This window comes from Bradyrhizobium genosp. SA-4 str. CB756, from assembly GCF_000473125.1.
GTDB lineage: Bacteria > Pseudomonadota > Alphaproteobacteria > Rhizobiales > Xanthobacteraceae > Bradyrhizobium > Bradyrhizobium arachidis.
Window position 1 is genome coordinate 1,496,909 of record NZ_KI421499.1, and the last position, 25,888, is coordinate 1,522,796.

Here is a 25,888-nt window from a genome sequence, read left to right on the forward strand (position 1 = left end):
AGCGCTGCCGCATGCAGGAGCCTGAACCACTCGCGGGCGGTCAGGCTCGATCTGTCCTGACTGCTATCGCCGGACCGTCCCCTGCGCGTCCCCCGGGGACGCCGGCCGGGGAAAGAGGTTTTCCAATGACGGCCTTCTCGCTGGGGACGTTCGGGTTCCCTGGGGTTCACGCCGATGGTCGCCCGATCAAGCTCGCCTTGCGCAAGGGGCTTGCGCTGCTGGTCTTTCTCGCCGAGGCCAAGGGCGCCGTCGCGCGCGACGTCGTGGCGACGCTGCTGTGGCCGGAGACGCCCCGTGAGACAGGCCTTGCGCGATTGCGGCGCCTGCTTCACCGCATCGAGCTCACACTTGGCCAACCGGTGTTCGAGACCGACCGCACCAGCGTGCGTTTGTCCCCAGACGTCGAGCTCGAGCTGGATTCGCAATTGTTCGAAAGCGCCTGCGACCGCGGTGACTTCGAAGAGGCGTGCCGGATTTATCGCGGCGATTTCCTCGCAGGTTTCTCTCCGGACGATTCGCCTGAATTCGACGATTGGGCGTTCTATCGCCGGGAGGCGCTGCGAGGACGGCTGGTGCATGCGCTGGAGCGCCTGGTGCAGGACAAGAATGCCGGCGGCGACCATTCTGCCGCGACGGCGTTTGCAGGACGCCTGGTCGAGCTTGATCCGCTCAGCGAAGTCTACGGTCGGCATCTGATCCGCAGCCTGCTGCTGGCCGGTGACCGCAGCGCCGCGGAACGGCATCATGCGGCGCTGATACAGCGGCTGCACGACGAACTCGGGGTCGCACCGGAAGCAGAGACCGAGGCGCTTCTCAGCCCGGCTACGGCGCCGCATGCCGTTCCGACGACACGCTATGTCAAGGGCGCCGGCGTGCATCTGGCGTATCAGACCTACGGAAGCGGTTCGCTCGATATCCTGGTCATGCCCGGCTTCGTGTCGCATGTGGAGCGCGTCTGGGAGCATCCCGCGAGCCGGGCGTTTCTGGCGTCATTGATGAGACTCGGGCGGCTCATCATTTTCGATCGTCGCGGCATCGGACTGTCCGACCGGGTCGGATCGGCCCCCGGCATCGACGTCACGGCGGAGGATATCGGCACCGTGCTGCGGGCGGCGGACTCGCGTCGCGTGGTGCTGTTTGGCGCATCCGAATGCGGGCCGGCCTGCATCAAATTCGCGGTCGATGAACCGCGGCTCGTGGCCGGCCTCATCCTGTTCGGCGCGCTGGCCAAGGGCTGCTGGTCACAGGACTATCCGCACGCGCTCCGCGCCAGCCAGTATGATGCCTGGAGCAAGCACCTCATCGCGCAATGGGGCGGCCCGGTCGGAATCGAAACCTTCGCGCCGAGCCTTGCCGGCGATCCCCAGGCGCGCGCCTGGTGGGCCGGGCTGCTGCGCGCGGCCTCCAGCCCCGGCGGCATCTCGGCGGTGCTGGATGCGTTTCGCGACGCCGATGTGCGGCATCTTCTGGCGCAAATTGCCGTGCCGACATTGGTGCTGCATCGGCGGGACGACAAGGCCGTGCGGATCGCTGCCGGGCGCGATATCGCGAGCCGGATCAAGAGCGCGCAATTCGTCGAGCTCGAGGGAAGCGATCACTGGTTCTTTGCCGGCGATCAGCGGCCGGTGCTGGAGGCGATCAAGCGGTTTACGGAGGATTTGGCGAAGCGAGGCGAGGGCGCCGGTGTGAGGCGCTAGCCTGATTTATTGGCACGTTTCGTGCCTCCGAAGGCGGCAGGCGGCACAGTGCCTGGCCAGGGGACCCTGACATGAAACGCGAAGACCTCACCGAAAAGCTGCTCGACATCAAGCGCGAGAAGGGCTGGAGCTGGAAACACATCTGCGAGAAGATCGGCGGCTACTCCGAAGTTCTGATCGTTGGCGCGATCCTCGGCCAGATGAAACTGACAAAGCCGCAGGCGGCGAATGCCGGTGAGCTGTTCGGGCTGTCGAAAGCGGAAGTTGCGATGCTCAACGAGGTGCCGATGCGCGGCACCGGCACGCCGATGCCGCCGACCGATCCCTTGATCTACCGCTTCTACGAGATGGTGATGGTGAACGGCCCGGCCTGGAAGGCGCTGATCGAGGAAGAATTCGGCGACGGCATCATGTCGGCGATCGACTTCGACATGGCCATGGAGCGCGTCGCCAATCCCAAGGGCGACCGCGTCAAGATCACGATGTCAGGCAAATTCCTGCCGTACAAATATTACGGCGCCAGCGGCAACGTGCCGGAATACGGATTTAAAGAGGGCGAATAGCGAATCGCGAGTAGCGAATGGACCTTCTTCTCCATTCGCTACTCGCTACTCACCATTCGCCTACAAAATCACGCCCGGCGCGTAGCTCGCCGCTTCAGGCTTCGCCTTCGCCAGTGCGTCGACCTGCTCGGCGAAGTGATCGACCTGCGCGCCGGCATCGCCGGAATTGGCACGGCCGTGATCGAGCACGCGCTGCAGTTCGGCTTCGCTCAGGCCAAGACGTTGGTCGGCAGCGAGACGCTGCAAGAGGTCGTTCTGCACGATCTTGCCGGTGCGCAAGTCGCGGATGGCCGCGACCGCGTGCTCCTTGATCGCTTCGTGCGCGCCTTCGCGCCCCGCGCCCTTCTTCACCGCTTCCATCATCACCGTGGTGGTCAGCAGGAAGGGCAGATAACGGTTGAGCTCGGTCGCGACGACAGCGTCGAAGATCTCCATCTGGTCGAGCACCGAGAGCAGGGTCTCGAGCAGGCCGTCCATCGCGAGGAATGCATCGGGCAGCATGACGCGGCGGACCACGGAGCAGGAGACGTCGCCCTCGTTCCACTGGTCGCCGGAAAGGCCTGCGGCCATCGCGAGATAGCCCTTCAGCACCACGTGCAGGCCGTTGATGCGCTCGCAGGAGCGGCTGTTCATCTTGTGCGGCATCGCGGAGGAGCCGACCTGGCCCTTGGCAAACCCTTCGCTGGCGAGCTCGTGGCCGGCCATCAGGCGCAGCGTCTTGGCGAAGCTGCCCGGACCGCTGGCGAGATCGACCAGCACGCTGACCGCCCGGAAGTCGAGGCTGCGCGGATAGACCTGGCCGACGGCATCAAAGCTCTTGGGCAGTCCGAGATGCTTGAGGATCTGCTGCTCGAGCGCGCGGGCCTTGCCGGCATCGCCGTTGAACAAAGTGATCTGGTCGAGACGCGTGCCGACTGCGCCCTTCAGGCCACGCGCGGGATAGGTGTTGAGCACATTGACCAGGCTCTGATGCGCCAGCAGCATCTCCTCGCCGAACATGGCGATGCGCTTGCCGAGCGTCGTGACCTGCGCGGCGACGTTGTGCGTGCGTGCCGTGAACGGCATGTCGCGAAACTGCTTTGCGTGTCTCGCAAAGCGAATGAGGGCGGCGATGCTCTTGGTCTCGATCAATTGCAGCCCGCGATAGACCTGGAGCTGCTCGACGTTCTCGGTGAGGTCGCGGCTGGTCATGCCCTTGTGCAGGTGCTCGTGACCGGCGAGATCGCAGAACTCCTCGATGCGCGCCTTGACGTCGTGGCGGGTGATACGCTCGCGGCGCATGATGGAGGCGAGGTCGACCTGGTCCTTGACGCGCTCGTAGGCTTCGATCACGCCATCCGGCACCGGGATGCCGAGATCGCGCTGACCCTTCAGCACGGCGATCCAATAGTCGCGTTCGAGGCGAACCTTGCCTTCTCCGCTCCAGATGGCGCGCATGGCGGGCGAGGCATAGCGTTCGGCGAGGACGTTCGAGATTTGATCCTGAGGCATGCCGCTCATTTGGCATTGCCGGGGGCCGACTGCAAGTCGCGAGCCGGCCCCGGGACGCCAGCATGGCACATCCATCCACATTCCCCGCCGGACCGAGGCGACGCGGCTGTTCCGCGCCGGCCGGGGGCGGTCAGCCAAATGCGGCCCGCACCTCCTTCATCGGGGCCATTTCGCGGACATAGGTAAACGCGCCCCGATCCTTCATTTCGTGGGCGCAATTGAGAAACGCTGCCAGCGCAACGCGGGCCATGGCGCCGCCCACGCTGATGCGCTTGACGCCGGCGGCGGCAATCTGCTCGACGGTCAGCGTGGGATCGGCAAAGCCCATCACCAGGTTGAAGGGCTTTTTGACCGACGAGGCCACGGTGCGGATGGTCTCGATGTCGTGGACCCCCGGCGAATACAGCACGTCGGCACCGGCGGCCTCGAAGGCCTGTAGCCGCCGGATCGTGTCGTCGAGATCGCTGCTGCCCTTCAGCAGGTTCTCGGCGCGGGCCGTCAGCGTGAATGGGAAGGGGAGCGCGCGCGCCGCCTCGACGGCGGCCTGCACGCGTTCGACCGCGAGGTGGAAATCGTAGATCGGCTTGCGCGGATCGCCGGTAAAATCCTCGATCGAGCCGCCGACGCACCCGGCCTCCGCCGCGCGCGTGATGGCCTTTGCCGCGGTCTTCGGATCGTCGGCGCCACAGTTTTCGAGGTCGGCGTTGACGGGAAGATCGGTCGCCTCGGCGATGATCCGGCAGTTTTCAAGGATGGCGTCGAGGCTGACGGTCGTGCTGCCGAGGGTATTGGCAAGGCCAAGGCTCGTCGTCGCCAGCGCCTCGAACCCCATCGACGCCAGCAGTTTTGCGGTGCCGGCATCCCAGGGGTTCGGGATGACGAAGGCGCCGGGGCGCTGATGCAATTCGCGAAATCGTGCTGCCTTGTCGGCCCGGGTGCGCATGGGGGCTCCTGTCGGTCTCGTGTCGCACAGCAGCGATAGGACGGTTTCGTCCATCAGCCAAATTTGTTATTCCTCTCGATATCATCAGCTTTTTGCATGAGGTCCGGCATGGACAGCGACGCGCTGAACACGTTCCTGGTGGTGCACCGGCGCGGCGGCATCTCGAACGCTGCAAAGGCGCTGCATCGCTCGCAGCCGGCGATCTCGCGGCGTATCGCGCTTCTCGAGCAGGAGCTCGGCGTGCCGCTGTTCGAGCGGGTCGCGGGCAAGACGCGGCTCAGCGATGCCGGCCGCGTCATGGTGCCCTATGCCGAACGGGCGGTGGCAGCGGCGCAGGACGCCGAGAACGCGGTACGTGCGCTGCTGCGCGACAGTGCCGGGCCGGTGTCGCTGGCGGTGACCGGTACGCTCGCGGGCGGCAGGCTCTCCCGGGTGCTCAAGCGCTTCGTCGCCCGGCATCCGGATGTGGCGCTGACGCTGCGCACGGCGACCAGTGCCGAGGTCTCTGATATTATCCGGCGCGGGGAGGCGACCATCGGCCTGCGCTACGACCGCGACCGCTCGGCCGATCTTGATTGCGAGTTGCTGTTTGCCGAGCCGCTGCAGGTGGTGTGCGCGCCGGATCATCCGCTGGCGGGCAAGCGGGTGGCGAAGCTCGCCGATCTCGGCGACGAGAAATGGATCGCCTTTCCGGAAGTGCCGGGCCGCCGTGAGATCACGGCCTCGCACGTCTTTGCGCTGTTCCAGAGCGCAGGGCTCGGCGAGATCGAATGGACCGCTGTCGACAGCCTCACCGCGCAGAAGCGCCTGGTCGAAGCCGGGTTCGGGATCGCGTTGCTGTCACAGAGCAACGCGGCGGAAGAATTGGGCTCGGGCGCGATCGCGACGATTCGCGTCGGCAATCTCACCGCAAGTCATGACGTCGTCGCGGTTGTCAGGCGCGGCGGTTTCCTCAGTGCCGCCTCGCGGCGTCTGCTGGAGATCATCCGGCGGGAGTTTTCGAGCAAGCGCGTGGCGAGGTAGCGAAGAGAGCTGCTGTCTTCGCCACGCGTCGTTGGTCGATCTCAAGCGCGACGCGATCAGGATGAATCGTCATCGCGCTTTAGCTTGTGGTTTGCGCATGATCTCCGCGCAAACGCGTTACGCGTTTGTCGCGAGGGAAAACCGCTACGCACTTTTCCGGATCATGCTTTCGGGAGCTATGTCCCGGCTTTCACCTCGGCGGCCGCGACCGCGAGCAGCTCGCTCATCTTGGTCCGAATCGCCTGCTCGGTGACGGCCACGTTCTTGGCGGCGAAATCGCCCATGACCTTGCGCAGGACGTCGCCATCGCCGGCCTCCTCGAAATCGGCCGCGACGACCTCCTTGGCATAGGCGGTGGCGGCCTCGCCGGTGATTCCGAGCTTTTCGGCCGCCCACAGCCCGAGCAGCCGGTTGCGGCGGGCTTCCGCCTTGAATTTCTGCTCCTCGTCGAGGGCGAACTTCTTCTCAAAGCCTTCCTGGCGCTTGTTGATTTCGCTCATGCCTCTTCCAATTCCTTAGCTTTCCGGGCCCGGTCAGCCTCGTTGCGGGGGCCCATGCGCATGCCTAGATAGAGGGCAGGAATCGGCAAAACAACGAGCCGTTAAGCCGCAGGCAAGGCGGTATAAGTCAGCCTCGGACAAGCCGGATCGATTGTGCTGCGACAGCCAATCGGATAGGTTGCCTGAAGGCTTAGTTCCCGTTCTGTTTCCTCAGGTTTTCCTTGGGTTTCAGATGGGTTCCGGGCCGTTCACGGCAGCTCCGCTGTGGGTCGTAACCTGGTAACCGGAGCACACCAAATACATGGATTTCAACAAAACACGGTACATCCCCATGAGCCGTCGGCGTCGCATTTATGAAGGCAAGGCAAAGGTACTCTATGAAGGTCCCGAGCCCGGCACCCTGATCCAGCACTTCAAGGACGACGCCACCGCGTTCAATGCCAAGAAGCACCAGGTGATCGAGGGCAAGGGTGTCCTCAACAACCGGATCTCGGAGTACCTGTTTCAGCACCTCAACGACATCGGGGTGCCGACCCATTTCATCCGCCGCCTCAACATGCGCGAGCAGCTGATTCGCGAGGTCGAGATCGTGCCGCTGGAGGTGGTGGTGCGGAACGTCGCCGCCGGCTCGCTGTCGCAGCGCCTCGGCATCGAGGAGGGCACGCAGCTGCCGCGCTCGATCATCGAGTTCTATTACAAGAACGACCAGCTCAACGACCCCATGGTGTCGGAAGAGCACATCACCGCGTTCGGCTGGGCGACGCCGCAGGAGATCGACGACATCATGGCGCTCGCCATTCGCGTCAACGACTTCCTCACCGGCCTCTTCCTCGGCATCGGCATCCGCCTCGTCGACTTCAAGATGGAGTGCGGCCGGCTGTTCGAGAACGAGATGATGCGCATCATCGTCGCCGACGAGATCTCGCCGGACAGCTGCCGTCTGTGGGACATCAAGTCGAACGAGAAGCTCGACAAGGACCGTTTCCGCCGCGACCTCGGTGGCCTGCTCGAGGCCTACACGGAAGTCGCTAAGCGCCTCGGCATCCTCATGGAGAACGAGCGTCCGCAGGGCACGGGTCCCGTGCTGGTGAAGAGCTGAAGAGGATTTTGACGTGAAGGCACGTGTTACCGTTACCCTGAAGACGGGCATCCTCGACCCGCAAGGCAAGGCCATCGAAGGCGCGCTGAAGTCGCTCGGCGTCGATGGCGTCGCCAGCGTCCGCCAGGGCAAGGTGTTCGACATCGAGCTCGCCGGCGCCGACAAGGCCAAGGCGGAAGCGGTGCTGAAGGACGCCGCCGACAAGCTCTTGGCGAACACCGTGATCGAGAATTATCGGGTCGAGATCGTATAAGTCTACCGAGGAGCCTGGTCGCGATGTCGACCAGGCGGCCTCGCCTCACAGCCAGCCGACGCGGCGGAAGCGCCAGTACAGGCCGACGCAGGCGAGCGCCATTAGCCCCATGACGACAAAGTAGCTGTATTCCCACTGCAGCTCGGGGATGTATTTGAAGTTCATCCCATAGATGCCGGCGACGGCGGTCGGGACGGCAAGGATCGCGAGCCAAGAGGCGAGCCTCTTCGAGACCGCCGTCTCCTGCGCCTGGCCGACCAGGAGGCTCGCCTCGAAGGCGAAGGCCAGCACCTCGCGCATGGAATCGATGCGCTCCTGGATGTTCCTGACGTGGTCGGTAACGTCGCGGAACAGGGGCTGCATCGTCGCGCGCACCATCGACAGCTCGTCGTGCTCGAGCCGGCGGCAGACCTCCACCAGCGGTCCGATCGCGTTGCGGAGCCGCAGCAGGTCACGGCGCAGCATGTAGAGCCGCTCGATCTGCGCATTGGTGATCGCGTGGGCGAGCACGTCGTCCTCGATGCCCTCGACCTCTTCGTGAATGCTCTCCAGCACGGGCGAGTAATTATCGACGATGAAATCGAGAATGGCATAGAGGATGTAGTCCTCGCCGCGGGCGAGCGCCCGCGGGCAGCTCTCGCAGCGTTCGCGCACCGGCGTGTAGGACGTCGAGGCGCCGTGGCGCACCGAGACCAGATAGCCGTCGCCGACGAAGATGTGGGTCTCGCCGAAGGCGATGCGGCCTTCGATCAGTTGCGCGGTGCGCGCCACGATGAACAGGGCCTCGCCATATTGCTCGATCTTGGGCCGCTGATGGGCGTGGTTGGCGTCCTCGATCGCGAGCTCGTGCAGGTCGAACTGCTTCTGCACGGCGCCGAGCAGCGCCATGTCGGGCTCATGCAGGCCGATCCAGACCACGTGGCCGGGCTTGGCCCGCCAGCTCGACGCTTCGCTGATGGCGATGTTGGCAACGCGCCTTCCGTCGACATAGGCGCCGGCAGCGACGACGCCTTCGGTGGACACCGGCTCGGAGGGGGATGCGGGCCGCGACGGGACGTTCATGGCTTCAATCCCGGGCAGGATCGTCGGGCAAAGTGCCGTGGCTATGGCCTGTGTACAAGGCCGCCCGGCAAGGCTAGCACTGGTAAAATCCCCGTCAAATGGCTATGTCTCTTCGCGAATTGGCCCTTCGGCCAGCCCGATTCCCAGCACCGCCGGAACCCGAACATGAAAGCCGCCATCCTCGTCTTTCCCGGAATCAACCGTGAGCGCGACATGGCGCGCGCGCTGAGGCTGATCTCGGGCCATGAGCCGGCGATGGTCTGGCACGCCGAGACGTCGCTGCCATCGGGCACCGACCTCGTCGTCGTGCCGGGCGGCTTTTCCTACGGCGACTATCTTCGCTGCGGGGCGATCGCGGCGCGCTCGCCGGTGATGGATGCGGTGCGCGACTATGCGGCCAAGGGCGGCCTCGTGCTCGGCGTCTGCAACGGCTTCCAGATCCTCTGCGAGTCCGGCCTGCTGCCGGGCATCCTGATGCGCAATGCGCGGCTGAAGTTCATCTGCAAGGACGTGCATCTGCGCGTCGAGCGCTCCGACACGCCGTTCACCCGCGGCTACAATGCCGGTCAGGTGATCCGTGTGCCCGTCGCCCATGGCGAGGGCAATTACGCGGCGGACGAAGAGACCATCAGGCGGCTCGAAGGCGAGGGCCGGGTGCTCTATCGCTACTGCGCGGCTGACGGCAGCATCGACGACATCAGCAACATCAACGGCGCCGCGCAGTCGATCGCCGGGATCGTCAACGACAGGGGCAACGTGCTCGGCATGATGCCGCATCCGGAAAACCACGTCGAAGACATCATGGGCTGCACCGACGGCCGCGGCCTGTTCGCCGGCCTCACCGCGCATCTGGAAAAGGCCGCGTGATCTCGTTCGTGGTGAAGCGGCTGTCGGCCGCCATTGCCGTCGTTGCGTTTGCAACGGCCGCATTCGCGCAGGATTTCCCCAAGCGTCCGATCACCATGATCGTGCCGTTCGCGGCCGGCGGCACCTCGGACGTGATCGCGCGCACGGTCGCCGAGCAGATGGGCATCGCGCTCGGCCAGACCATCGTGATCGAGAACGTTGCGGGCGCCGGCGGCTCGACCGCGCTGGCTCGCGCCTCCCGCGCCGAGCCTGATGGCTACACCATCGCGATCGGCAATGCCGGCACCAATGCCGCGACCTACACGATCTATCCGAAACTGCCGTTCACGCCCGACTCCTTCGTGCCGATCGCCATGGTGGCGAAGACGTTTGGCATCATCGCGCTGCGCAAGGATTTTCCGGCGAAGGATTTGAAAGAGTTCATCGCTTATGCCAAGGCCAATCCCGGCAAGATCAATCTCGGCCACGCCGGCGTCGGCTCCTCGAATTACCTGATCTGCAAGAGCTTCGTCACCGCGGCGGGGATCGACGCGACACTGGTCGGCTATCGCGGCGCCGCGCCCGCGCTGACCGATGCGGTCGGCAGCCAGATCGACGGCGTCTGCGATGCGGCAGCCTCCGTCTCGCAGTCGATCAACGAGAAGCTGGTGAAGGGGCTGGTCGTCGGCTCGACGGTGCGGCTCGCGACGCTGCCGGATCTGCCGACGTCGGCTGAAGCCGGTCTGCCTGATTTCGAGGCGCAAGGCTGGAACGGCCTGTTCGCGCCCAAGGGCACGCCGCCGGCCATCATCGCCAAGCTGAATGCTGCCGCGCGCACCGCGGTCGAGACCGAAGCGGTGAAGAAGCGGTTTGCGGACCTCTCGACGGTTGCGCCCGATCCCGATGAGCATACGCCCGAGGTCTTGCAAAAGCTCGTGACGCGCGATGTCGAGAAGTATCGCAAGATGCTGGCCGATGACGCCAAGCCGTAGGCGGCTCCCGCAAAGGCGGGAGACGGCTTTACGCGGCTGAAGGAATCCGGGCGACGACCTTGATCTCGAAGTCGAACCCGGCAAGCCAATTCACGCCAACAGCTGTCCAGTTCGGATACGGGGCATCACCGATTTCCGCGCTGCGGACGGCCATCACGGTCTCGATCTGCTTTTCAGGGTCGGTGTGAAACGTGGTGACATCCACCACATCGTCCAGGGTGCATCCTGCAGCTGCGAGCACGGCGCGCAAATTGGCAAAGGCACGCCGGACCTGGTCCTCGAACACCGGCTCGGGTGAGCCGTCGTCACGACTGCCGACCTGCCCCGAAACGAAGAGCAGGTCGCCGGAGCGGATCGCTGGGGAATACCGATGCGCTTGGTAAAGCGCATGGCGGTTGGCGGGGAAGATTGCCTCGCGTTGGAGCATGTTTTGAGCCTTTCGAAAGAATAGAGGGCAGGCGGCCGAATTGCCTTGCGGTGCCGGCCGCGACATCGTTCATATACGCTTCGTATGTGAGCTTCTTTCTCACATACGCGACGTATGTCAATAGGAAAACGGAGCGAGCATGGTCGAGGGAAAGCGGGCCGCAGCCATGGCGGAAAATCGGGCCAAGCTCATCCGCGCCGCGCGCAGGGCGTTCGCCACGCAGGGTTATGCAGACGCGTCGATGGATGAGCTGACGGCCTCGGTCGGGCTGACGCGGGGCGCGCTCTATCACAATTTCGAAGACAAGAAGGGGCTGCTCTGGGCCGTGGTCGAGCAGATCGATGGCGAAATGGCGGAACGGCTGCGGGCGATCCGCGAGCAAGCGCCCACCTTGTGGCAAGGCCTGCTCGCAGAGGGCAGTGCCTATATCGAAATGGCGCTCGATCCTGAAATTCAGCGCATCATGCTTCTGGATGGGCCTGCCGTACTCGGCGATCCATCCAAGTGGCCCGGCGAGAATGCCTGCCTGGATATCACCATGCGAACGATCCGGTCACTGATCGAGGAGAAGGTGGTGAAGCCCGTGGATGTTGAAGCGGCGGGGCGATTGCTGAACGGCGCCGCGCTCAGTGCCGCTTTATGGGTCGCCGCAGCCGACGATCCGAGAACCGTGCTGAACAAGGCCGTGGACGCGTTTCGACAATTGGCGAGCGGATTGCTGCTCGATGCAGTTTGCCGCGCATGATGCCGATTCCCTCGTGAACCTCCATCGCGTTCAGGACGACTGAATCCTCGTCGCCATCAAGGCGCATGCATCGGATGTCGCGGATTTCAGCACAGGGCAGCAACTCTAAGTTGTCTCAACGCGGCGGTTGCGATATCAGGAGGCCTGCGCTGTCGTTGTGCTCGTGGATGTCACATGCCCGTCGCTTTGATCGTTCTGCTGCTCGATCTCACGCTGATCTATCACGCCTCGCGTACCGGGCGGTTGCGGCCCTGGGCTTTCATCATCCTGCTGGTGCCGATGATGGGCGCGCTCGCCTATATCGCGGTCGAGCTCATCCCGGAATGGTTTTCGAGCCCCGGCGCACGGCAGGCGCGCCAGCGCGTCGCCAACCGGCTCGATCCCGAGAAGCGTTATCGCGAGCTGTCTGACCGGCTGGCTGTCACCGATACCATCGCCAACCGTGCGGCGCTCGCGGAAGAGTGCACGAAGATCGGCCGCTATGGTGAAGCCGAGCAGCACTACGATCACATCCTGGCGCTGCCGATGGGCCACGATCCCGCCTATGCGCTCGGCAAGGCGCAGGCCGAGTTTTCAGCCAAGCGCCCGGCCGATGCGCTGGCGACGCTGGACGATCTGCAGAAGCAATGGCCTGATTTCGACTCCGCCGACGCGCATCTGCTCTATGCCCGCGCGCTTGCGGAGGTCGGCCGGCTCGACGAGGCGCTGGAGGAATATCACGCCGTCGCCGGCTATTTCCCCGGCGCCGAAGCGCGGGTGCGCTACGGCATGCTGCTGCAGATGGTCGGCCGCACCCAGGAGGCGCGCGTCGTCTTCAACGAGCTCCTGATCCAGATGCGCCGCGCGCCAAAATATCTGCGCGACGCGCAGGCCGAATGGCTGAACATCGCAGAGAAGCAGATTTCGGCTTGACGGAAGGTGCCGCGCGGAACGGCCTCACTTGCGAGCCTCATAGAAACACCAGCGATATCCAGGGCACGAAGGTGATCAGCAGCAGGCCGAGGAACAGCCAGGCGAGATAGATCCAGATCCTGCGCATGCCTGCGTCAGGCGGAACGTTGCCGATGATGCAGGCGGCGTAGTAGCAAAGGCCGAATGGCGGTGCGAACAGGCCGAGGCCCATCGCCAAAATCACCACCATGGCATAATGCACCTCGTGGATGCCGAACTGCGCAGCCACCGGAAACAGCAGCGGGCCGAACAGCACGATCGCCGGGATGCCCTCCAGCACGCTGCCGAGCACGATGAAGGCCACCACCGAGATCAGCAGGAAGCCCCAGGCGCCGCCGGGCACGCCGGCCATGCGCGCGGCCAGATCATGCGAGAAGCCGGATTGCGCCAGCGCCCAGGCCATCGCGCTCGCAGCCCCCACGATGAACAGGATCGAGCCGGACAGCGAGGCGGTCTGCACCAGCATCGGCAGCACATTCTTCCAGGTCAGGCTGCCGCGATAGACGATCAGGCCGAGCACGAGGCAATAGGCGATGCCGATGGTCGAAACTTCGGTAGCGGTCGCATAGCCCTCCACCACCGCGCTGCGGATCAGGAACGGCAAGGCCAGGGCCGGGAGCGCGGCCCACAACGTCTTTGCCACGACCGACATGGGTGCCCGCGCGACCCTGATCGCTGCATTCTCCTCCGCGCCCGCCCGATAGCGCGCGACGAAGCCGAGCACGATCGCCAGCACGATCCCCGGCAGGATGCCAGCGGTGAACAGCGCCGCGATCGACACGCCGGTGACGGAGGCGATCGCGATTAGCACGATCGACGGCGGAATGGTCTCGCTCATCGCGCCCGACGCCGCAAGCAGCGAGACCAGCTCTCCATCCTTCATGCCTCGCTTGCGCATCTCGGGAAACAGCACCGGCGCGATCGCAGCCATGTCGGCGGTCTTGGAGCCGGAGATGCCCGAGACCAGCAGCATGGCACCGAGCATCACGTAGGACAGTCCGCCGCGGACATGGCCGAGCACGGAGGCGAGGAACGCGACCATGACGCGCGCCATGCCGGTCTGCTCGACCAGCTGTCCCAGCAGCACGAACAGCGGCACCGCGAGCAGGATCAATGAGCTCATGCCCTCGTCGATCCGTCCGACGACGACCAGGAGCGGCGTCCGTGTCGTGGTCAGCAGGAAGGCGACGGTCGCAAGACAGAAGGAAAACGCGATCGGCACGCCCGCCATCACGGCGCATCCGAGCAGGCCGACGAAGAAGATCAGCAAATTCCAGTTGCCGAGTGACTTCAGCGAGGGACCTGCGAGATAGAGCACGCCGGCCATCGCCGCGAACAGGACGGCGACGCCGAGCAGGTCCTTCGCCGACCGCTTGACCAGGGTGAGGCAGATGCTGGCGAGCGCGATGATGCAGCCGGCCGGGATGGCCGCAGCGCGGACCATGCCTGACCAGCCGAGCGCCGGCGTCTCGACGAAGGCCTGGTCCTCCACATAGTCCAGCGCGGGATGCAGGATGATCGCGAGAAACAGCGCTACCCCGCCGGCCGCGAGCGTCGAGGCCCAGGCCTCGGCGCGCGGCGACAGGTACGAGGTGAAGAAGGTCAGGCGCATGTGCGCCGAGCGCTGCACCGCGATCGCGCTGCCCAGCATCGCCAGCCACAGGAACAGGATGGAGGCGAGCTCGTCCGACCAGATGATCGGCCGGTGGAAGACTCCGCGCGCGACGATGCCGGCGAACAGGATGATGACCTCGGCGACGACGGCGATCGCGGCCGGAACTTCCACCAGCCAGCGCAGCGACTGCTCCAGCCAGCGTCCGGGCAACGGCTCCGCTTTGCCGAGCCTCGCCGTTTCCTGCATGTCGATCACGGCGCTCATGCCAGTGCTCCGGCCGCGGCCTCCAGCGTCTTCCAATTGTCCTCGCCGAACTTCCCGCGCCATTCCTTGTAGAAGCCGGCCGTCGACAGCCCCTTGCGGAACGCCTCCTTGTCGGAGGCCTCGAAGGTGATGCCCTTGGCGACCAGCTGGTCCTTCAGTGTCATATTGAGCTTGGCGGTGTCGGCGCGCTGCTCCATTGCGGCCTGGTCGAATTCACGCCGGACGATCCCCTGCAACTCGTCGGGCAGCGCCTTCACCGAGCGGCGGTTGCCGAGGATGAAGAAGGGATCCCAGATGTGGTTGGTCTCGGAGATGTATTTCTGCACCTCGTAGATCTTGCCGGCCTCGATGGTAACGAGGCCGTTCTCCTGGCCGTCCACGAGATGGGTTTGAAGTGCCGTGTACAATTCGTTGAAGTTGATCGAGGTCGGGTTGGCGCCCAGCGATTTGAACAGCGAGGTGAAGATCGGCGATACCGGCACGCGGATGCGGTAGCCGGCGAGATCGGCCGGCGTCTTGATCGGCTTGGTGAACGAGGAAATCTGCCGGAACGTGTTGTCGGCGGGCTTGGCCATCACCAGCGCGCCGGTTTTCTCGATCTGGCTTGCGATCAGCTTGCCGAGGTCGCCGTCCATCGCATTCCAGACCTGACCGTAGTCCGAGAATGCGAAGCCGACATTGGCGATGCCGGCGATCGGCGCCACCGTCGACAGCACGGAGCCGGCGATGTTGAGGAAATCGACGCCGCCGCTGCGGATCTGGGTCAACAGGTCGGTGTCCGAGCCGAGCTGCGAGGCCGGAAAGAATTTGATCTCCAGCCGGCCGCCACTCGCCTCCCTGATCCGCTTTGCGGCCTGATCGAGGCGGGTGTTGATCGGCTGTGTCAGCGACTGGCCGGTGGCGAGCTTGTATTCGAACTCCGCGGCCTGCGCCGGCCTGGTGCGAATGGCGACCAGTGGAACGGCGGCAGCCGCCACCATGAAGTTGCGGCGTGAGATCCTGTGGCGCTTGCCCGACATCGTTGGTCCTCCCTGATGGTCTCGTGTGGCGCCTTTGCCGGCGCACGTGCTCGTTGCCGCGCGCAGGCCTGGCTGCGCCGGTGCCGTCAAAATCGCTTGTCTGGTGAAAGGGCTGGTCTTGCGTTCCTTCCCCCGGGGCGAGCCGGCGCTCGGCGCCGTCCTGTTTCCTCGATGGCACCCGTCTGTCGCGGATTGCCTTGAGCCAAGCCTAGATCGCTGGCCATGGGCGACAATTGAATTATATTCGCCGTCACTTTAGCTGGCCTAAAAGGTTTTCTGATGCAGATACCGTTCCGCGCCATCATCGTCTTCCACGCGGTGGCGCGCGCGGGCAGCATTTCCCGTGCGGCGGACGAATTGCGGGTGACGCCGTCGGCCGTCAGCCAGCAGATCCAGGCGCTGGAGCTGCATCTCGGCACGGCGCTGACTTCGCGCGTCGGGCGCAACATCACGCTGACCGAGGCCGGCGAGCGCTATTTCGAGATGATCAGCCGCGAGATCGAGCACGTCACCGACGTGACACGGCATGTCCGTGGCATCCGCTCCGCCACCACGCTGACGGTGCGCGCAGCGCCGAGTGTATCGAGTAAATGGCTGCTGCCGCGGCTTGCCAGCTTCGTCGACGCCAATCCGGACATCGAATTGCGACTCGACGGCACCAACGAGCCGACCGATTTTCGCAAGGAGAATGTCGACCTGGAGATCCGCCACGGCGAAGGCGGCTGGCCCGGCCTGTTCGTCGAAAGCCTCGGCAAGGAGCGCTTCTTTCCGTTGTGCGCACCCTCGTTCTTCGCGGCGGGCAGCCTCGCAGCCCGGGACCTGCTCGAGCACCGGCTGATCCATTCGGTGAAATCGCAGATGCAATGGCCCCGCTGGTTTACGGAGGCCGGCATCGAGCCTGCGGAACGCTGGAAGCGCGTGCTGTTCGACCGCAGCCACATGGCGATCGACGCCGCCGTCGACGGCCTCGGCATCGGGCTGGAAAGCGAGCTGCTGGCCTGGCGCGAATTACGCGACGGGCGGCTGGTCTGCCCCGTGAAGAATCCGCCGGAGGTCGCGCTGACCACGCAGTGGATCGTCTGCCCGCACGGTCATCTGCGCCACCGCAAGACCCGGACCTTCCTCGACTGGCTGCGCGGGGAACGCGACGCCTGGAGCGCGCAGCAGGGCACGTCGATTGTTTAGCGTGCCTACATCGTCGCCGCAGATAATCTGAATTGCCCTCGGATTCGCCGCTGCCTAACGTTTCCGTACAAGGCGAGCGCGGCCGGACGTCACGGCTGCAACAACGCCGTCACCCGAGGAAACATTTCAAGGAAATCCAGATGAATCTCCATCGCATGCTGCTGGAACGCAAGGCAGCCGGCAAGCCTGTCACCATTGGCCTGATCGGAGCCGGAAAATTCGGGCTGATGTTCCTGTCGCAGGTGCGCCAGACTGACGGCATGCATCTCGTCGGTGTCGCCGATTTGAACACTGCCCGCGCCCGCGCTCAGCTCAAGCTCGGTTGCTGGCCGGAAGAGCAATACGCGGCAACCTCCATCGACGACGCGCTCAAGCACGGTGGCACCGTCGTCACCGACAACGCCGACGCGCTGATCACCCATCCGGCGATTGAGGTGATCATCGAGGCGACCGGCGATCCTGGTGCCGGCATCCGCTTCGCGATGAAGGCGATCGAGAACGGCAAGCACATCGTGATGGTCAATGTCGAGGCGGACGCGGTCGCGGGCCCCATTCTGGCGCGCAAGGCAAAGCAGGCCGGCGTCGTCTATTCACTCGCCTGGGGCGATCAGCCGGCGCTAATCGCAGATCATGTCGATTGGGCGCGCGCGGCCGGCTTCAAGGTCGTCGCGGCCGGCAAGGGCACGCGCTACCACCCGACCTATCACCAGTCGACGCCGGATACGGTCTGGGACATCCTCGACAAATACATGAAGATCAAGGATCGCAACTCGATCAACCCGAAGATGTTCAACTCCTTCGTCGACGGCACCAAGTCGGGCATCGAGATGACGGCCGTGTGTAATGCGACCGGGCTGCATGCGCAGAGCGAGGGCCTGTCGTTCCCGCCGGCGACACGGTTCGAGCACGCCGAGATCTGCAAGCCGAAAGCCGACGGCGGCATGCTGGAGAAGTCGGGCGTCACCGAGGTCACGTCCTCGGTCTATCGTGACGGCTCCGACGTGCCGCAGAGCCTCGTGATGGGGACCTATGTCGTATTCGAGACCGACAGCGCCTATTCCGAGGAATGCTTCCGCGAATACAGCATGCTGCCGGACAAGACCGGCAAATATGCCTCGCTGTACCGCCCGATCCACATGATCGGGCTGGAGCTCGGAATCTCCGTCGCCTCCGCGGCGTTACGCAAGGAGCCGACGGGTGCGCCGATCGTATTCAATTCGGACGTCGTCGCGACCGCCAAGCGCAAGCTGAAGGCCGGCGAGATGCTCGATGGCGAGGGCGGCTTCTGCGTCTGGGGCAAGCAGACCCCTGCCGACGCTTCACTGAAGCAGGGTTACTTGCCGCTCGGCCTCGCCCACCATGTCAAGCTCAAGACCGATATCGAGCAAGGTCAGCGCCTGAAATGGGAAGACGTGGAGTACGATCCCGACAGTCTTGCCGTGCGGGTGCGCCGCGAGATGGAAGCGGCGTTCCGGCAACCGAACATGGCTGCTTGATAGGCGTATCTGACCCGAAGGAAACCGGCGGCGACCGGGACTGCGCCCATGTCATGGACAGTGGCGCGGCCTCGGCCCGCGCCATGCAGGCGGGTGAAGCCAGGCATGGCCCTTCACGCTAGCGCCCCTTCAGCCGCTCCGCCGGCACCGTCATCGCGGCGACGCCGGCCATCACCAGCAGCAGCCCCAGCGCCAGGTTCGACGGCACGCTCTCGCCGAGCAGCAGAACGGAAAGTCCGACGCCGATCGGGATGCGCAAATAGCCTTGCGCGTTCGTGGTGAGCGTGCCGAGCCGGCCGAGGCAGACGTAGAACAGCATCAATCCGAGCGCACTGGAGACGATGCCCATGACGATGGTGGCCACGATCGCGGTCGGCGTCGGATGCAGCGTCCAGGGCTGATCGATGATCACCGCGGGCGGCAACAGCACGAGACCGCCGAACAAGAGCGAGCCGGCGGCCACCACCATCGGGTCGTATTCGGACAGCCGCAGGCCGAAGATCGTGGCGCAGGCAAAGGAGATGGTGGCGAGCAGGATCCCGATCTCGGCGATGATGTCACTTCCAAAGCCGCGGAGCGCGTCGAGCCCAATGATGGCGATTGTGCCGGCGAGTCCCAAAATCGCGCCCGCGAGCTTGAGCAGCGTCGCCGGCTCGTGGCGTGTGATCAGCGATGTGATCAGGAAAGCGAAGATCGGCGTGGTCGAGGCCAGCACCACCGTGTTCGAGGCCGGCACATATTGCTGCGCCCAGGTGATGATCAGAAACGGGAAGGTCGAATTGATCAGCTGCTGGGTCGCGAACAGCTTCCAGGCTTTTGCGTCGGTGGGAATCCTGGTGCCGCGCATCCACAGGATCGCGAACAGGAACGCGGCCGCGATCAGCGAGCGTGCCGAGATGAAGGTGATGGGCGGGATGGTGGGAAGTGCCAGCTTGGCCAGCGGATAGGTCGAGCTCCAGCAGCAGGCCAGCGCGAGCAGCAGCGCGTAGTCGCGCCAGCTGCGCGCGCCGGCGGCGGGCTTGGACGGCAATACCGAGGCCGCTGCGCGCCCCGTCGGCGATGTGCTCTGCGGCACCTTGTTCTGGCTCCCCGGCGCGACCGCGCGAGCCGAAGTCTGGGCGAGGGGGCGCCGGAAGGGAAGGCGTGAGCTATGCGTTTGGCGGAGGTGCCGACTTCCACTTCGCCCGCTTGATCGTGCCGGAGAAGGTGAACAGGAGGCGCTCGCCGCACCTCATCTGCCCGCGCAGGAAGATCAGCGAATTGCCGGCGCGGGTGACCTCGCCGGTGCACTCGATCAGCTCGCCCTCGTGGCCCGCATCGAGGAATTCACAGCCGAAATTGACGGTCACGCCTTTGCCGTTCAGGGCGTGGCGGCCGATCGCGAACAGGCAATAGTCGGCGAAGGCCATGAAGCAGCCGCCATGGACGTTGCCGGAGCCGTTCAGGTGCTTCTTTTCGACCCGGAAGGCGCAGCGGACGCTGCCGTCCGCCTCCAGGCGGTGCCAGAAGGGGCCGACATGGGTCTCAAAGCTGTCGCGGATCCAGGTTTGCCAGCCCGCAAATTCCCCTTCCGTGGCGACATGCAGGTCGGGGCGGGGGGAAGCGGCCGTTTTGGTCAATTCGTGCAAGGAAATGGGCCTTCAATTACGGGTCTTTAGCCCTTAAATCCGATCCGATCCCGCAGTGCAATTCCTGTTCCCGCAAGGCCACCGGCCGCAAAACGTGGGACAGCGGGAAAATGCGTCATAAAGGGCTTTTCGAAGCCATCCGATGTTCCTAAGAACGGCCAAACCGCCGCCGAAAGCCCCGAATCCATGAAGAACGAACCCAAGATCACCCCTGAACTGGTTGCCGCCCACGGGCTCAAGCCCGACGAATATGAGCGCATCCTGAAGCTGATCGGGCGGGAGCCGACCTTCACCGAGCTCGGCATCTTCTCGGCGATGTGGAACGAGCACTGCTCGTACAAATCCTCGCGCATCCATCTGCGCGGCCTGCCGACCAAGGCGCCCTGGGTGATCCAGGGCCCCGGCGAGAATGCCGGCGTGATCGACATCGGCGACGGCCAGGCCGTGGTCTTCAAGATGGAGAGCCACAACCACCCGAGCTACATCGAGCCCTATCAGGGCGCGACCACCGGCGTCGGCGGCATCTTGCGCGACGTCTTCACCATGGGGGCACGCCCGATCGCCTGCCTCAATGCGCTGAGCTTCGGTGCGCCCGAGCATGCCAAGACGCGGCATCTGGTCTCCGGCGTGGTCGCTGGTGTCGGCGGCTACGGCAATTCCTTCGGCGTGCCGACGGTGGGCGGCCAGGTGCGCTTCCACACCCGCTATGACGGCAACATCCTCGTCAACGCGATGGCGGTGGGCCTCGCCGATGCCGACAAGATCTTCTATGCGGCCGCCTCCGGCGTGAACATGCCGATCGTCTATCTCGGCTCCAAAACGGGGCGCGACGGCATCCACGGCGCCTCGATGGCCTCGGCCGAGTTCGACGACAAGTCCGAGGAGAAGCGCCCGACCGTGCAGGTCGGCGATCCCTTCGCCGAGAAGCTGCTGCTCGAAGCCTGCCTCGAGATCATGGAGAAGGGATGCGTCATCGCGATCCAGGACATGGGTGCGGCCGGCCTGACCTGCTCGGCGGTCGAGATGGGTGCCAAGGGCGACCTCGGCGTCGATCTCGATCTCGACGCGGTGCCGACCCGCGAGACCGGCATGAGCGCCTACGAGATGATGCTCTCGGAGAGCCAGGAGCGCATGCTCATGGTGCTCAAGCCCGAGAAGGAAAAGGAAGCCGAGGAGATCTTCACGAAGTGGGGGCTCGATTTTGCGATCGTCGGCTACACGACGCCGAGCAAGCGCTTCGTCGTCAAGCATGGCGGCGACGTCATGGCCGACCTTCCGATCAAGGAGCTCGGCGACGAGGCGCCGGTCTATGACCGCCCGCACATCCCGTCAGCCGCGCTGCCGATCGTGCATGCGCGCGACGTGCCGGCGCCAATGGCCGTCGGCGCTGCCCTGGAGAAGCTGATCGGCACGCCGGATATGTGCTCTAAGCGCTGGGTTTGGGAGCAGTACGACCACGTCATCCTCGGCAACACCATGCAGCGCCCGGGCGGCGATGCCGCCGTGGTGCGCGTGCAGGACGGGCCGAAGGGGCTGGCGCTCACCGTCGACGTCACGCCGCGCTATTGCGAGGCCGATCCGTTCGAGGGCGGCAAGCAGGCGGTGGCGGAAGCCTGGCGCAACATCACCGCGGTCGGCGGCAAGCCGCTCGCGATCACCGACAACCTCAACTTCGGCAATCCTGAGCGGCCCGAGATCATGGGCCAGTTCGTCGGCTGCCTGAAGGGCATCTCGGAAGCCTGCCGCACGCTCGACTTCCCGGTCGTCTCCGGCAACGTCTCGCTCTACAACGAGACCAATGGCCGCGCCATCCTGCCGACACCGTCGATCGGCGGCGTCGGCCTGCTCGACGACTTCACCAAGTCGGCCTCGCTCGCCTTCAAGGCCGAAGGCGAGGCGATCCTCTTGATCGGCGAAACCCACGGCTGGCTCGGCCAGTCCGTCTATCTGCGCGACATCTGCGGTCGTGAGGAGGGCGCGCCGCCGCCGGTCGATCTCGCCGCCGAGAAGCGCAATGGCGATTGCGTGCGCGGCATGATCCATGCGGGCACCGCGACTGCGGTGCACGACCTCTCCGACGGCGGTCTGCTGATCGCACTCGCCGAGATGGCGATGGCGGGCGGCATCGGCGCCAAGCTCTTGGCAGCGCCGACTGCGCTCGTGCCGCAGGCCTATTGGTTCGGCGAGGACCAGGCGCGCTATCTCGTCACCGTGCCGGAAACCGAAGCCGGCCGCGTGCTCGCCAAGATGCGCGGCTGCGAGGTGCCCTGCGTACGCATCGGCACCACCGGCGGCGATGCCATCGCGATCGCGGGCGAGGCGCCGGTTACGATCGAGGCGCTGCGGAAGTCATTCGAGCGCTGGCTGCCGGAGTATATGGGCGGCAAGGCGGCCTGATAGTCAATCCGGGGCGATGCGTAGCATCAAACTCCGGTGCGCCCTTGCGCACCTGAGAATCTCGAGATTCCGGGTTCGCGCTCTCGCGCGCCCCGGAATGACGTCGGTCACAACACGTGTGAGGCGCCTGGAATCTTCCGTAAGCCCGCCGTCAGGCCCCAGCTCAGGATCACCGTGAGCACGAAGCCGATCGCGGCCTTGACGATCGCGGGCAGCCCGTAGTCGTACAGCGCGTACTGGATCCACAGCGCGATCGGGTAGTGCACCAGGAACATGCCGTAGGCATCCGCCTGCATGCGGTCGAGCAGGGTCGGGCCCGGCGCCTTCGAATGCAGGAAGAAGGCGAGGATCGCGAGCAGGATCGAGGCCGAGAACAATACGAAGAACGTGCCGTAGAACACATGGTACCAGTGCGGCAGGTGACCGGGATTACCGAGGATCTCCCGCTTGATGTAGATCATGCACCACATCAGGCAGTAGGGGATCAGCGTAATGATCACCCATAGCCAGCGGCTCTTCGGCAGTTGCCCCTCGGCGCTCAGGATGCCGCGATCGAAATTCGCCGCGCCGACGCTGGCGCCGATGAAGAAATAGGCGAAGTAGAGCAGGATGCGGCTCGCCTGCACCGAGAACGGCCCGAACTCGAACCATTTGTTGGTCCCGAAATAGACCAGCGCGGGCAGATAGACGATGACGCTCACGGCGGCGAGCATCAGCCAGAACACAGCGGGCTGCTCAAATCCGCGCAGCGAGACGCGGTTGCCGGGATCGACCAGATGCGCCGAGACCCGGTAGAGCAGGCTCGCGGTCAGGTCGAACGCCAGCAGCACCCACACGAACCAGATCGGGCCGCTCGGCCACGGACCCACCGTGACCGTCTTCCACCAGAACGAAGCGAAGCTCAGCTCCGGATCCTGCCGCAGCGCGATCGCGTAATAGGCGAGCGGGATGACGGTGAGAGCCGCGATCACGAACGGCAGCCCGAGCCGCAGCAGGCGGTCGCGCAGGAAGACCGACGGCGCCTTGCGCGCAATGCCCGGCCAGGTGAACAGGCCGGACAGGAAGAAGAACATCGCCATGAAGAAGCTGTCGGTGGCGAGCACGACGACGTCGAAACCGATCCAGGACGCCGGATCGGTGTGACCAAAATGGGTGTAGGGAATGACGGCGTGGTGCAGCAGCACCACCAGCGTCAGGAAGGTGCGGGCGCGGTCGAGCGACAGGTTGCGCACCTTGGCCTTCGGCGCGGCATGCGCCTCTGCGCCGATCGTCGCGGAATGTGACATCGTGATCATGGCCGCCCTGCGTTCCTACCCCCCGACGACTGTGCCGCCGGGAACCCGATTCAGCAAGCGCCGTTTGTGCCGGGCCGCGGCAGTGCCAAGCCGTCAGGAACCAGTTCCGCACAGCGAAGTTAGGGTTGCCGGAAGCGTTGAGGGCCGCGAGCAAACGGCACCAGAGTTGGAGCTGCCGATGACGATCCTGAAATGGGCGCTGATCTTCTTACTTGTCTCGATCGTAGCCGGCGTGCTCGGCTTCACCGGCATCTCGGCCGCCTCCGCCGATATCGCCCGCTTCCTGTTCTATATCTTCGTCGTGATCTTCCTGGTGCTGCTGATCCTCGGGCTCACGATCTTCAGGGCGTAGCCGGGCTGACGCGACACCTGACAGGACGTGCCGGCCCTCAGGCCGGCCGTTCAATTTGGCACGAGAGGTCTGACGTAGGCGACCAGTTCCGCCAAGAACTCGTCGGGACGATCGAATGGAATGAAATGACCCCCGCCGCGTACCCGGACGAATTCCTTATGCGGAGCGATGATCTGATTGAAGAGCTGTTCGGCCGGCCCGCTCGGCGTGTTGTAGTCCGCATCGCCCTCAATGAAGACCACCGGGATCGGAAATGCGAGCCCCAGTGCGGCGACGTCGCGCCTGAACATGGGGCCTTCTCGTCCGCGCAGATGTTTTGCGGAGAAGGTCATGCCTTTGCGCCAGTTGTACCAGTCGAGCAGCGAGAAATCCGGCATAAATGGGGGTGGGACGGGGCCCGCCAACTGGAAGCTCTCGATCGAGGGCAGCCCCAGTGACTTGCTCCATTTGTCGGCAACCAGTCGGTTCTGTGGCGTAATCTGAGGTCGCGCAACGATTGGCGCCAACTCCGCCAGGGCCTCGCTGTTGCTTGCGGACTGCGCCAACTCTTGCAGATGCGTGATCGCAAGTTCGAATGACTTCTCGAATGTCACCCTGCCGACCACCTGTCCCGTGCCGACATAGGCATAAAACAGATCCGGGCGCTGCTTGACGATGTGAATGCCCAGGAACGAGCCCCAGGAATGCCCGACCAGGACAATCTTGTCCTTGTGTAGATGGTTTCGCAGATACTCGACCAGCTCGATGCCGTCCTGCGTCATTCGCTCCAACGTCATGGTTGGCGCAAGCGCATCTTCTCCAGCGGCGCCATAGGTGCGGCCGGCGCCGCGCTGGTCCCATTGGACAACGGTGAAATGCTTTTCCCAGGGGCGCCACCCCGACGAGATCGGCAAGGTGGAGCCTCCAGGCCCGCCGTGGACGAACAGGAGAACCGGGTTGTCCCGATCCTCGCCGCGGATCTGGATCCATTGCTTGATGCCGCCGATGTCGACGTATGCACCCTCCTGCACGCCGTTCGGCGAGCGGATCGCGAGAGTTTCGGCAGCAAGATGCTGACGATAGGCACGAACACCCGGCCCGGCAGCGGCCACGATAACGAGGACGCCGGCCAATCCCAGCAACGAGACCCCAATCAGTCTTGCGGCCTTGCGCGGCATCGCGTGCCTTGAGTCGACGCGGGGAGGCGATCCGTGTCGTCCCCGGGGTCACAGCACCTATGAGCTTACCCCACTTCCTCGATCTTCACCTTGTCCGGATAGAAGGCGAGATGGCCGGAAATCTCGGTCATCGCGGGGTAGGGCGTCTCATAGGTCCAGATCGCGTTGTCCAGCGTCTCGCCGTTGGCCTTGACGCTGTAATAGCTCGCATCGCCCTTGTAGGGACAGTGCGTGACGCGGTTAGTGCGCTCCAGGAGCGCCATGTTGGCGTCCTCCCGCGGCACATATTGCACTGCCGGATATTTGGCCTCCTTCAGGGTCAGCGCCCTGCTGGTCTCGGCGATCACGATGTCGCCCGCCGTGACGCGGACGCGCCGGGGGTTTTGGGTGATGGTGATGGGGTGGTCGGGCCCTGGAAGCTTCATGATTTCACGCCTTTTCGATCAATCTGCCGCGCGCGGCACTTTGTCGTGCCTTTATCCTGATGGGATGAGGGATATAGTGCCGGAAAGCGTGACGCAGAAGCCCGTTCACGCTAAGTTTGTCCCTGCCGGCGAGGGGACCCCGGCAGCGATTCGACGGTGAGGCTTGATCCAAGCCGAGATTAAGGAGCTAGACCCGAATGCCCATGGACGCCCACGATATCGAGGCGATGATCAAGGCAGCAATCCCCGATGCCGAGGTGACCATCCGAGACCTCGCCGGCGATGGCGACCACTACGCCGCGACCGTGATCTCGGAATCTTTCCGCGGCAAGTCCCGCGTCCAGCAGCACCAGATCGTCTATCAGTCCCTGCGCGGCCAGATGGGCGGCGTGCTGCATGCGCTGGCGCTGCAGACCGGGGTGCCGGGGACTTGACCCGACTGGGCCTGATTGACGAGCACCTG

The 25,888-nt window shown here is 64.7% G+C and carries 26 protein-coding genes; 14 read left to right on the forward strand and 12 right to left on the reverse strand.

The window, feature by feature from the left end; genetic code table 11:
* Positions 1-125 precede the first annotated feature (125 nt).
* The gene (locus tag BRAGE_RS0107225) at positions 126-1,697 is read left to right on the forward strand and encodes an alpha/beta fold hydrolase (RefSeq protein ID WP_027560259.1); all 1,572 of its coding nucleotides are present in this window, start codon (positions 126-128) and stop codon (positions 1,695-1,697) included.
* 71 nt (positions 1,698-1,768) lie between these two features.
* The gene (gene cynS / locus BRAGE_RS47960) at positions 1,769-2,260 is read left to right on the forward strand and encodes a cyanase (protein ID WP_051377715.1); all 492 of its coding nucleotides are present in this window, start codon (positions 1,769-1,771) and stop codon (positions 2,258-2,260) included.
* Between the two features lie 60 nt (positions 2,261-2,320).
* On the opposite strand, the gene purB is transcribed toward cynS, so the two are convergent.
* Together purB and BRAGE_RS0107240 are read right to left on the reverse strand one after the other, a co-directional pair.
* Positions 2,321-3,751 (reverse strand): adenylosuccinate lyase, encoded by a 1,431-nt coding sequence (gene purB / locus BRAGE_RS0107235; RefSeq protein WP_027560258.1) that lies wholly within the window; start codon positions 3,749-3,751, stop codon positions 2,321-2,323.
* A 130-nt stretch (positions 3,752-3,881) separates the two neighbouring features.
* On the reverse strand, positions 3,882-4,694 hold the full coding sequence (locus BRAGE_RS0107240) for an isocitrate lyase/PEP mutase family protein (protein WP_027560257.1): 813 nt from the start codon (positions 4,692-4,694) through the stop codon (positions 3,882-3,884).
* 108 nt (positions 4,695-4,802) lie between these two features.
* On the opposite strand from BRAGE_RS0107240, the gene BRAGE_RS0107245 reads away from it, so the two are divergent.
* Complete coding sequence (locus BRAGE_RS0107245; RefSeq protein WP_027560256.1) at positions 4,803-5,717, forward strand: LysR family transcriptional regulator; 915 nt, start codon at positions 4,803-4,805, stop codon at positions 5,715-5,717.
* Between the two features lie 176 nt (positions 5,718-5,893).
* Here BRAGE_RS0107245 and BRAGE_RS0107250 read toward each other — a convergent pair whose 3' ends face one another.
* Entirely contained in the window at positions 5,894-6,217 is a 324-nt protein-coding gene (locus BRAGE_RS0107250; protein WP_027560255.1) for a DUF1476 domain-containing protein, read from the reverse strand.
* A 331-nt stretch (positions 6,218-6,548) separates the two neighbouring features.
* On the opposite strand from BRAGE_RS0107250, the gene purC reads away from it, so the two are divergent.
* Both purC and purS read left to right on the forward strand, forming a co-directional pair.
* Positions 6,549-7,316, forward strand: a complete 768-nt coding sequence (gene purC / locus BRAGE_RS0107255) for a phosphoribosylaminoimidazolesuccinocarboxamide synthase (RefSeq protein WP_172782948.1) — start codon at positions 6,549-6,551, stop codon at positions 7,314-7,316.
* A gap of 13 nt (positions 7,317-7,329) precedes the next feature.
* The gene (purS, locus tag BRAGE_RS0107260) at positions 7,330-7,569 is read left to right on the forward strand and encodes a phosphoribosylformylglycinamidine synthase subunit PurS (protein ID WP_027560254.1); all 240 of its coding nucleotides are present in this window, start codon (positions 7,330-7,332) and stop codon (positions 7,567-7,569) included.
* A gap of 45 nt (positions 7,570-7,614) precedes the next feature.
* Here purS and BRAGE_RS0107265 read toward each other — a convergent pair whose 3' ends face one another.
* Positions 7,615-8,631, reverse strand: a complete 1,017-nt coding sequence (locus tag BRAGE_RS0107265) for a magnesium and cobalt transport protein CorA (RefSeq protein WP_027560253.1) — start codon at positions 8,629-8,631, stop codon at positions 7,615-7,617.
* 165 nt (positions 8,632-8,796) lie between these two features.
* Here BRAGE_RS0107265 and purQ point away from each other — a divergent pair, with 165 nt between their 5' ends.
* Together purQ and BRAGE_RS0107275 are read left to right on the forward strand one after the other, a co-directional pair.
* A complete protein-coding gene (purQ, locus tag BRAGE_RS0107270; protein WP_027560252.1) occupies positions 8,797-9,498 on the forward strand; it encodes a phosphoribosylformylglycinamidine synthase subunit PurQ in 702 nt (233 codons plus the stop codon).
* Entirely contained in the window at positions 9,495-10,469 is a 975-nt protein-coding gene (locus tag BRAGE_RS0107275; protein WP_027560251.1) for a tripartite tricarboxylate transporter substrate binding protein BugD, read from the forward strand. Before purQ ends, BRAGE_RS0107275 begins: the two co-directional genes overlap by 4 nt.
* A 28-nt stretch (positions 10,470-10,497) precedes the next feature.
* Here BRAGE_RS0107275 and BRAGE_RS0107280 read toward each other — a convergent pair whose 3' ends face one another.
* Positions 10,498-10,896 (reverse strand): RidA family protein, encoded by a 399-nt coding sequence (locus BRAGE_RS0107280; protein WP_027560250.1) that lies wholly within the window; start codon positions 10,894-10,896, stop codon positions 10,498-10,500.
* A gap of 139 nt (positions 10,897-11,035) precedes the next feature.
* Here BRAGE_RS0107280 and BRAGE_RS0107285 point away from each other — a divergent pair, with 139 nt between their 5' ends.
* Together BRAGE_RS0107285 and BRAGE_RS0107290 are read left to right on the forward strand one after the other, a co-directional pair.
* Complete coding sequence (locus BRAGE_RS0107285; RefSeq protein WP_027560249.1) at positions 11,036-11,641, forward strand: TetR/AcrR family transcriptional regulator; 606 nt, start codon at positions 11,036-11,038, stop codon at positions 11,639-11,641.
* Positions 11,642-11,815: 174 nt separating this feature from the next.
* The gene (locus tag BRAGE_RS0107290; protein WP_027560248.1) at positions 11,816-12,553 is read left to right on the forward strand and encodes a tetratricopeptide repeat protein; all 738 of its coding nucleotides are present in this window, start codon (positions 11,816-11,818) and stop codon (positions 12,551-12,553) included.
* 37 nt (positions 12,554-12,590) lie between these two features.
* Here the strand turns inward: BRAGE_RS0107290 and BRAGE_RS0107295 are convergent, their stop codons facing one another.
* A complete protein-coding gene (locus tag BRAGE_RS0107295) occupies positions 12,591-14,453 on the reverse strand; it encodes a TRAP transporter large permease (protein ID WP_167336566.1) in 1,863 nt (620 codons plus the stop codon).
* Between the two features lie 14 nt (positions 14,454-14,467).
* The gene (locus tag BRAGE_RS0107300) at positions 14,468-15,490 is read right to left on the reverse strand and encodes a TRAP transporter substrate-binding protein (RefSeq protein ID WP_027560246.1); all 1,023 of its coding nucleotides are present in this window, start codon (positions 15,488-15,490) and stop codon (positions 14,468-14,470) included.
* Between the two features lie 279 nt (positions 15,491-15,769).
* Between BRAGE_RS0107300 and BRAGE_RS0107305 the strand changes: the two genes are divergently transcribed.
* Together BRAGE_RS0107305 and BRAGE_RS0107310 are read left to right on the forward strand one after the other, a co-directional pair.
* Complete coding sequence (locus BRAGE_RS0107305; protein ID WP_027560245.1) at positions 15,770-16,675, forward strand: LysR substrate-binding domain-containing protein; 906 nt, start codon at positions 15,770-15,772, stop codon at positions 16,673-16,675.
* A gap of 140 nt (positions 16,676-16,815) precedes the next feature.
* A complete protein-coding gene (locus tag BRAGE_RS0107310; RefSeq protein WP_027560244.1) occupies positions 16,816-18,171 on the forward strand; it encodes an NAD(P)H-dependent oxidoreductase in 1,356 nt (451 codons plus the stop codon).
* A 118-nt stretch (positions 18,172-18,289) separates the two neighbouring features.
* Here the strand turns inward: BRAGE_RS0107310 and BRAGE_RS0107315 are convergent, their stop codons facing one another.
* Together BRAGE_RS0107315 and BRAGE_RS0107320 are read right to left on the reverse strand one after the other, a co-directional pair.
* A complete protein-coding gene (locus BRAGE_RS0107315; RefSeq protein WP_027560243.1) occupies positions 18,290-19,246 on the reverse strand; it encodes a DMT family transporter in 957 nt (318 codons plus the stop codon).
* A 73-nt stretch (positions 19,247-19,319) separates the two neighbouring features.
* Complete coding sequence (locus tag BRAGE_RS0107320; protein WP_027560242.1) at positions 19,320-19,799, reverse strand: PaaI family thioesterase; 480 nt, start codon at positions 19,797-19,799, stop codon at positions 19,320-19,322.
* A gap of 186 nt (positions 19,800-19,985) precedes the next feature.
* Here BRAGE_RS0107320 and purL point away from each other — a divergent pair, with 186 nt between their 5' ends.
* On the forward strand, positions 19,986-22,196 hold the full coding sequence (gene purL / locus BRAGE_RS0107325; RefSeq protein WP_027560241.1) for a phosphoribosylformylglycinamidine synthase subunit PurL: 2,211 nt from the start codon (positions 19,986-19,988) through the stop codon (positions 22,194-22,196).
* A 107-nt stretch (positions 22,197-22,303) separates the two neighbouring features.
* On the opposite strand, the gene BRAGE_RS0107330 is transcribed toward purL, so the two are convergent.
* The gene (locus tag BRAGE_RS0107330) at positions 22,304-23,491 is read right to left on the reverse strand and encodes an acyltransferase family protein (RefSeq protein ID WP_027560240.1); all 1,188 of its coding nucleotides are present in this window, start codon (positions 23,489-23,491) and stop codon (positions 22,304-22,306) included.
* Positions 23,492-23,669: 178 nt separating this feature from the next.
* Between BRAGE_RS0107330 and BRAGE_RS0107335 the strand changes: the two genes are divergently transcribed.
* Positions 23,670-23,843, forward strand: a complete 174-nt coding sequence (locus BRAGE_RS0107335; protein WP_027560239.1) for a DUF1328 domain-containing protein — start codon at positions 23,670-23,672, stop codon at positions 23,841-23,843.
* Between the two features lie 50 nt (positions 23,844-23,893).
* On the opposite strand, the gene BRAGE_RS47965 is transcribed toward BRAGE_RS0107335, so the two are convergent.
* A complete protein-coding gene (locus BRAGE_RS47965; RefSeq protein WP_027560238.1) occupies positions 23,894-25,000 on the reverse strand; it encodes an alpha/beta fold hydrolase in 1,107 nt (368 codons plus the stop codon).
* A gap of 65 nt (positions 25,001-25,065) precedes the next feature.
* Entirely contained in the window at positions 25,066-25,425 is a 360-nt protein-coding gene (locus tag BRAGE_RS0107345) for a DUF427 domain-containing protein (protein ID WP_027560237.1), read from the reverse strand.
* A 197-nt stretch (positions 25,426-25,622) separates the two neighbouring features.
* Between BRAGE_RS0107345 and BRAGE_RS0107350 the strand changes: the two genes are divergently transcribed.
* A complete protein-coding gene (locus BRAGE_RS0107350; protein WP_011088461.1) occupies positions 25,623-25,859 on the forward strand; it encodes a BolA family protein in 237 nt (78 codons plus the stop codon).
* Positions 25,860-25,888: the final 29 nt, after the last annotated feature.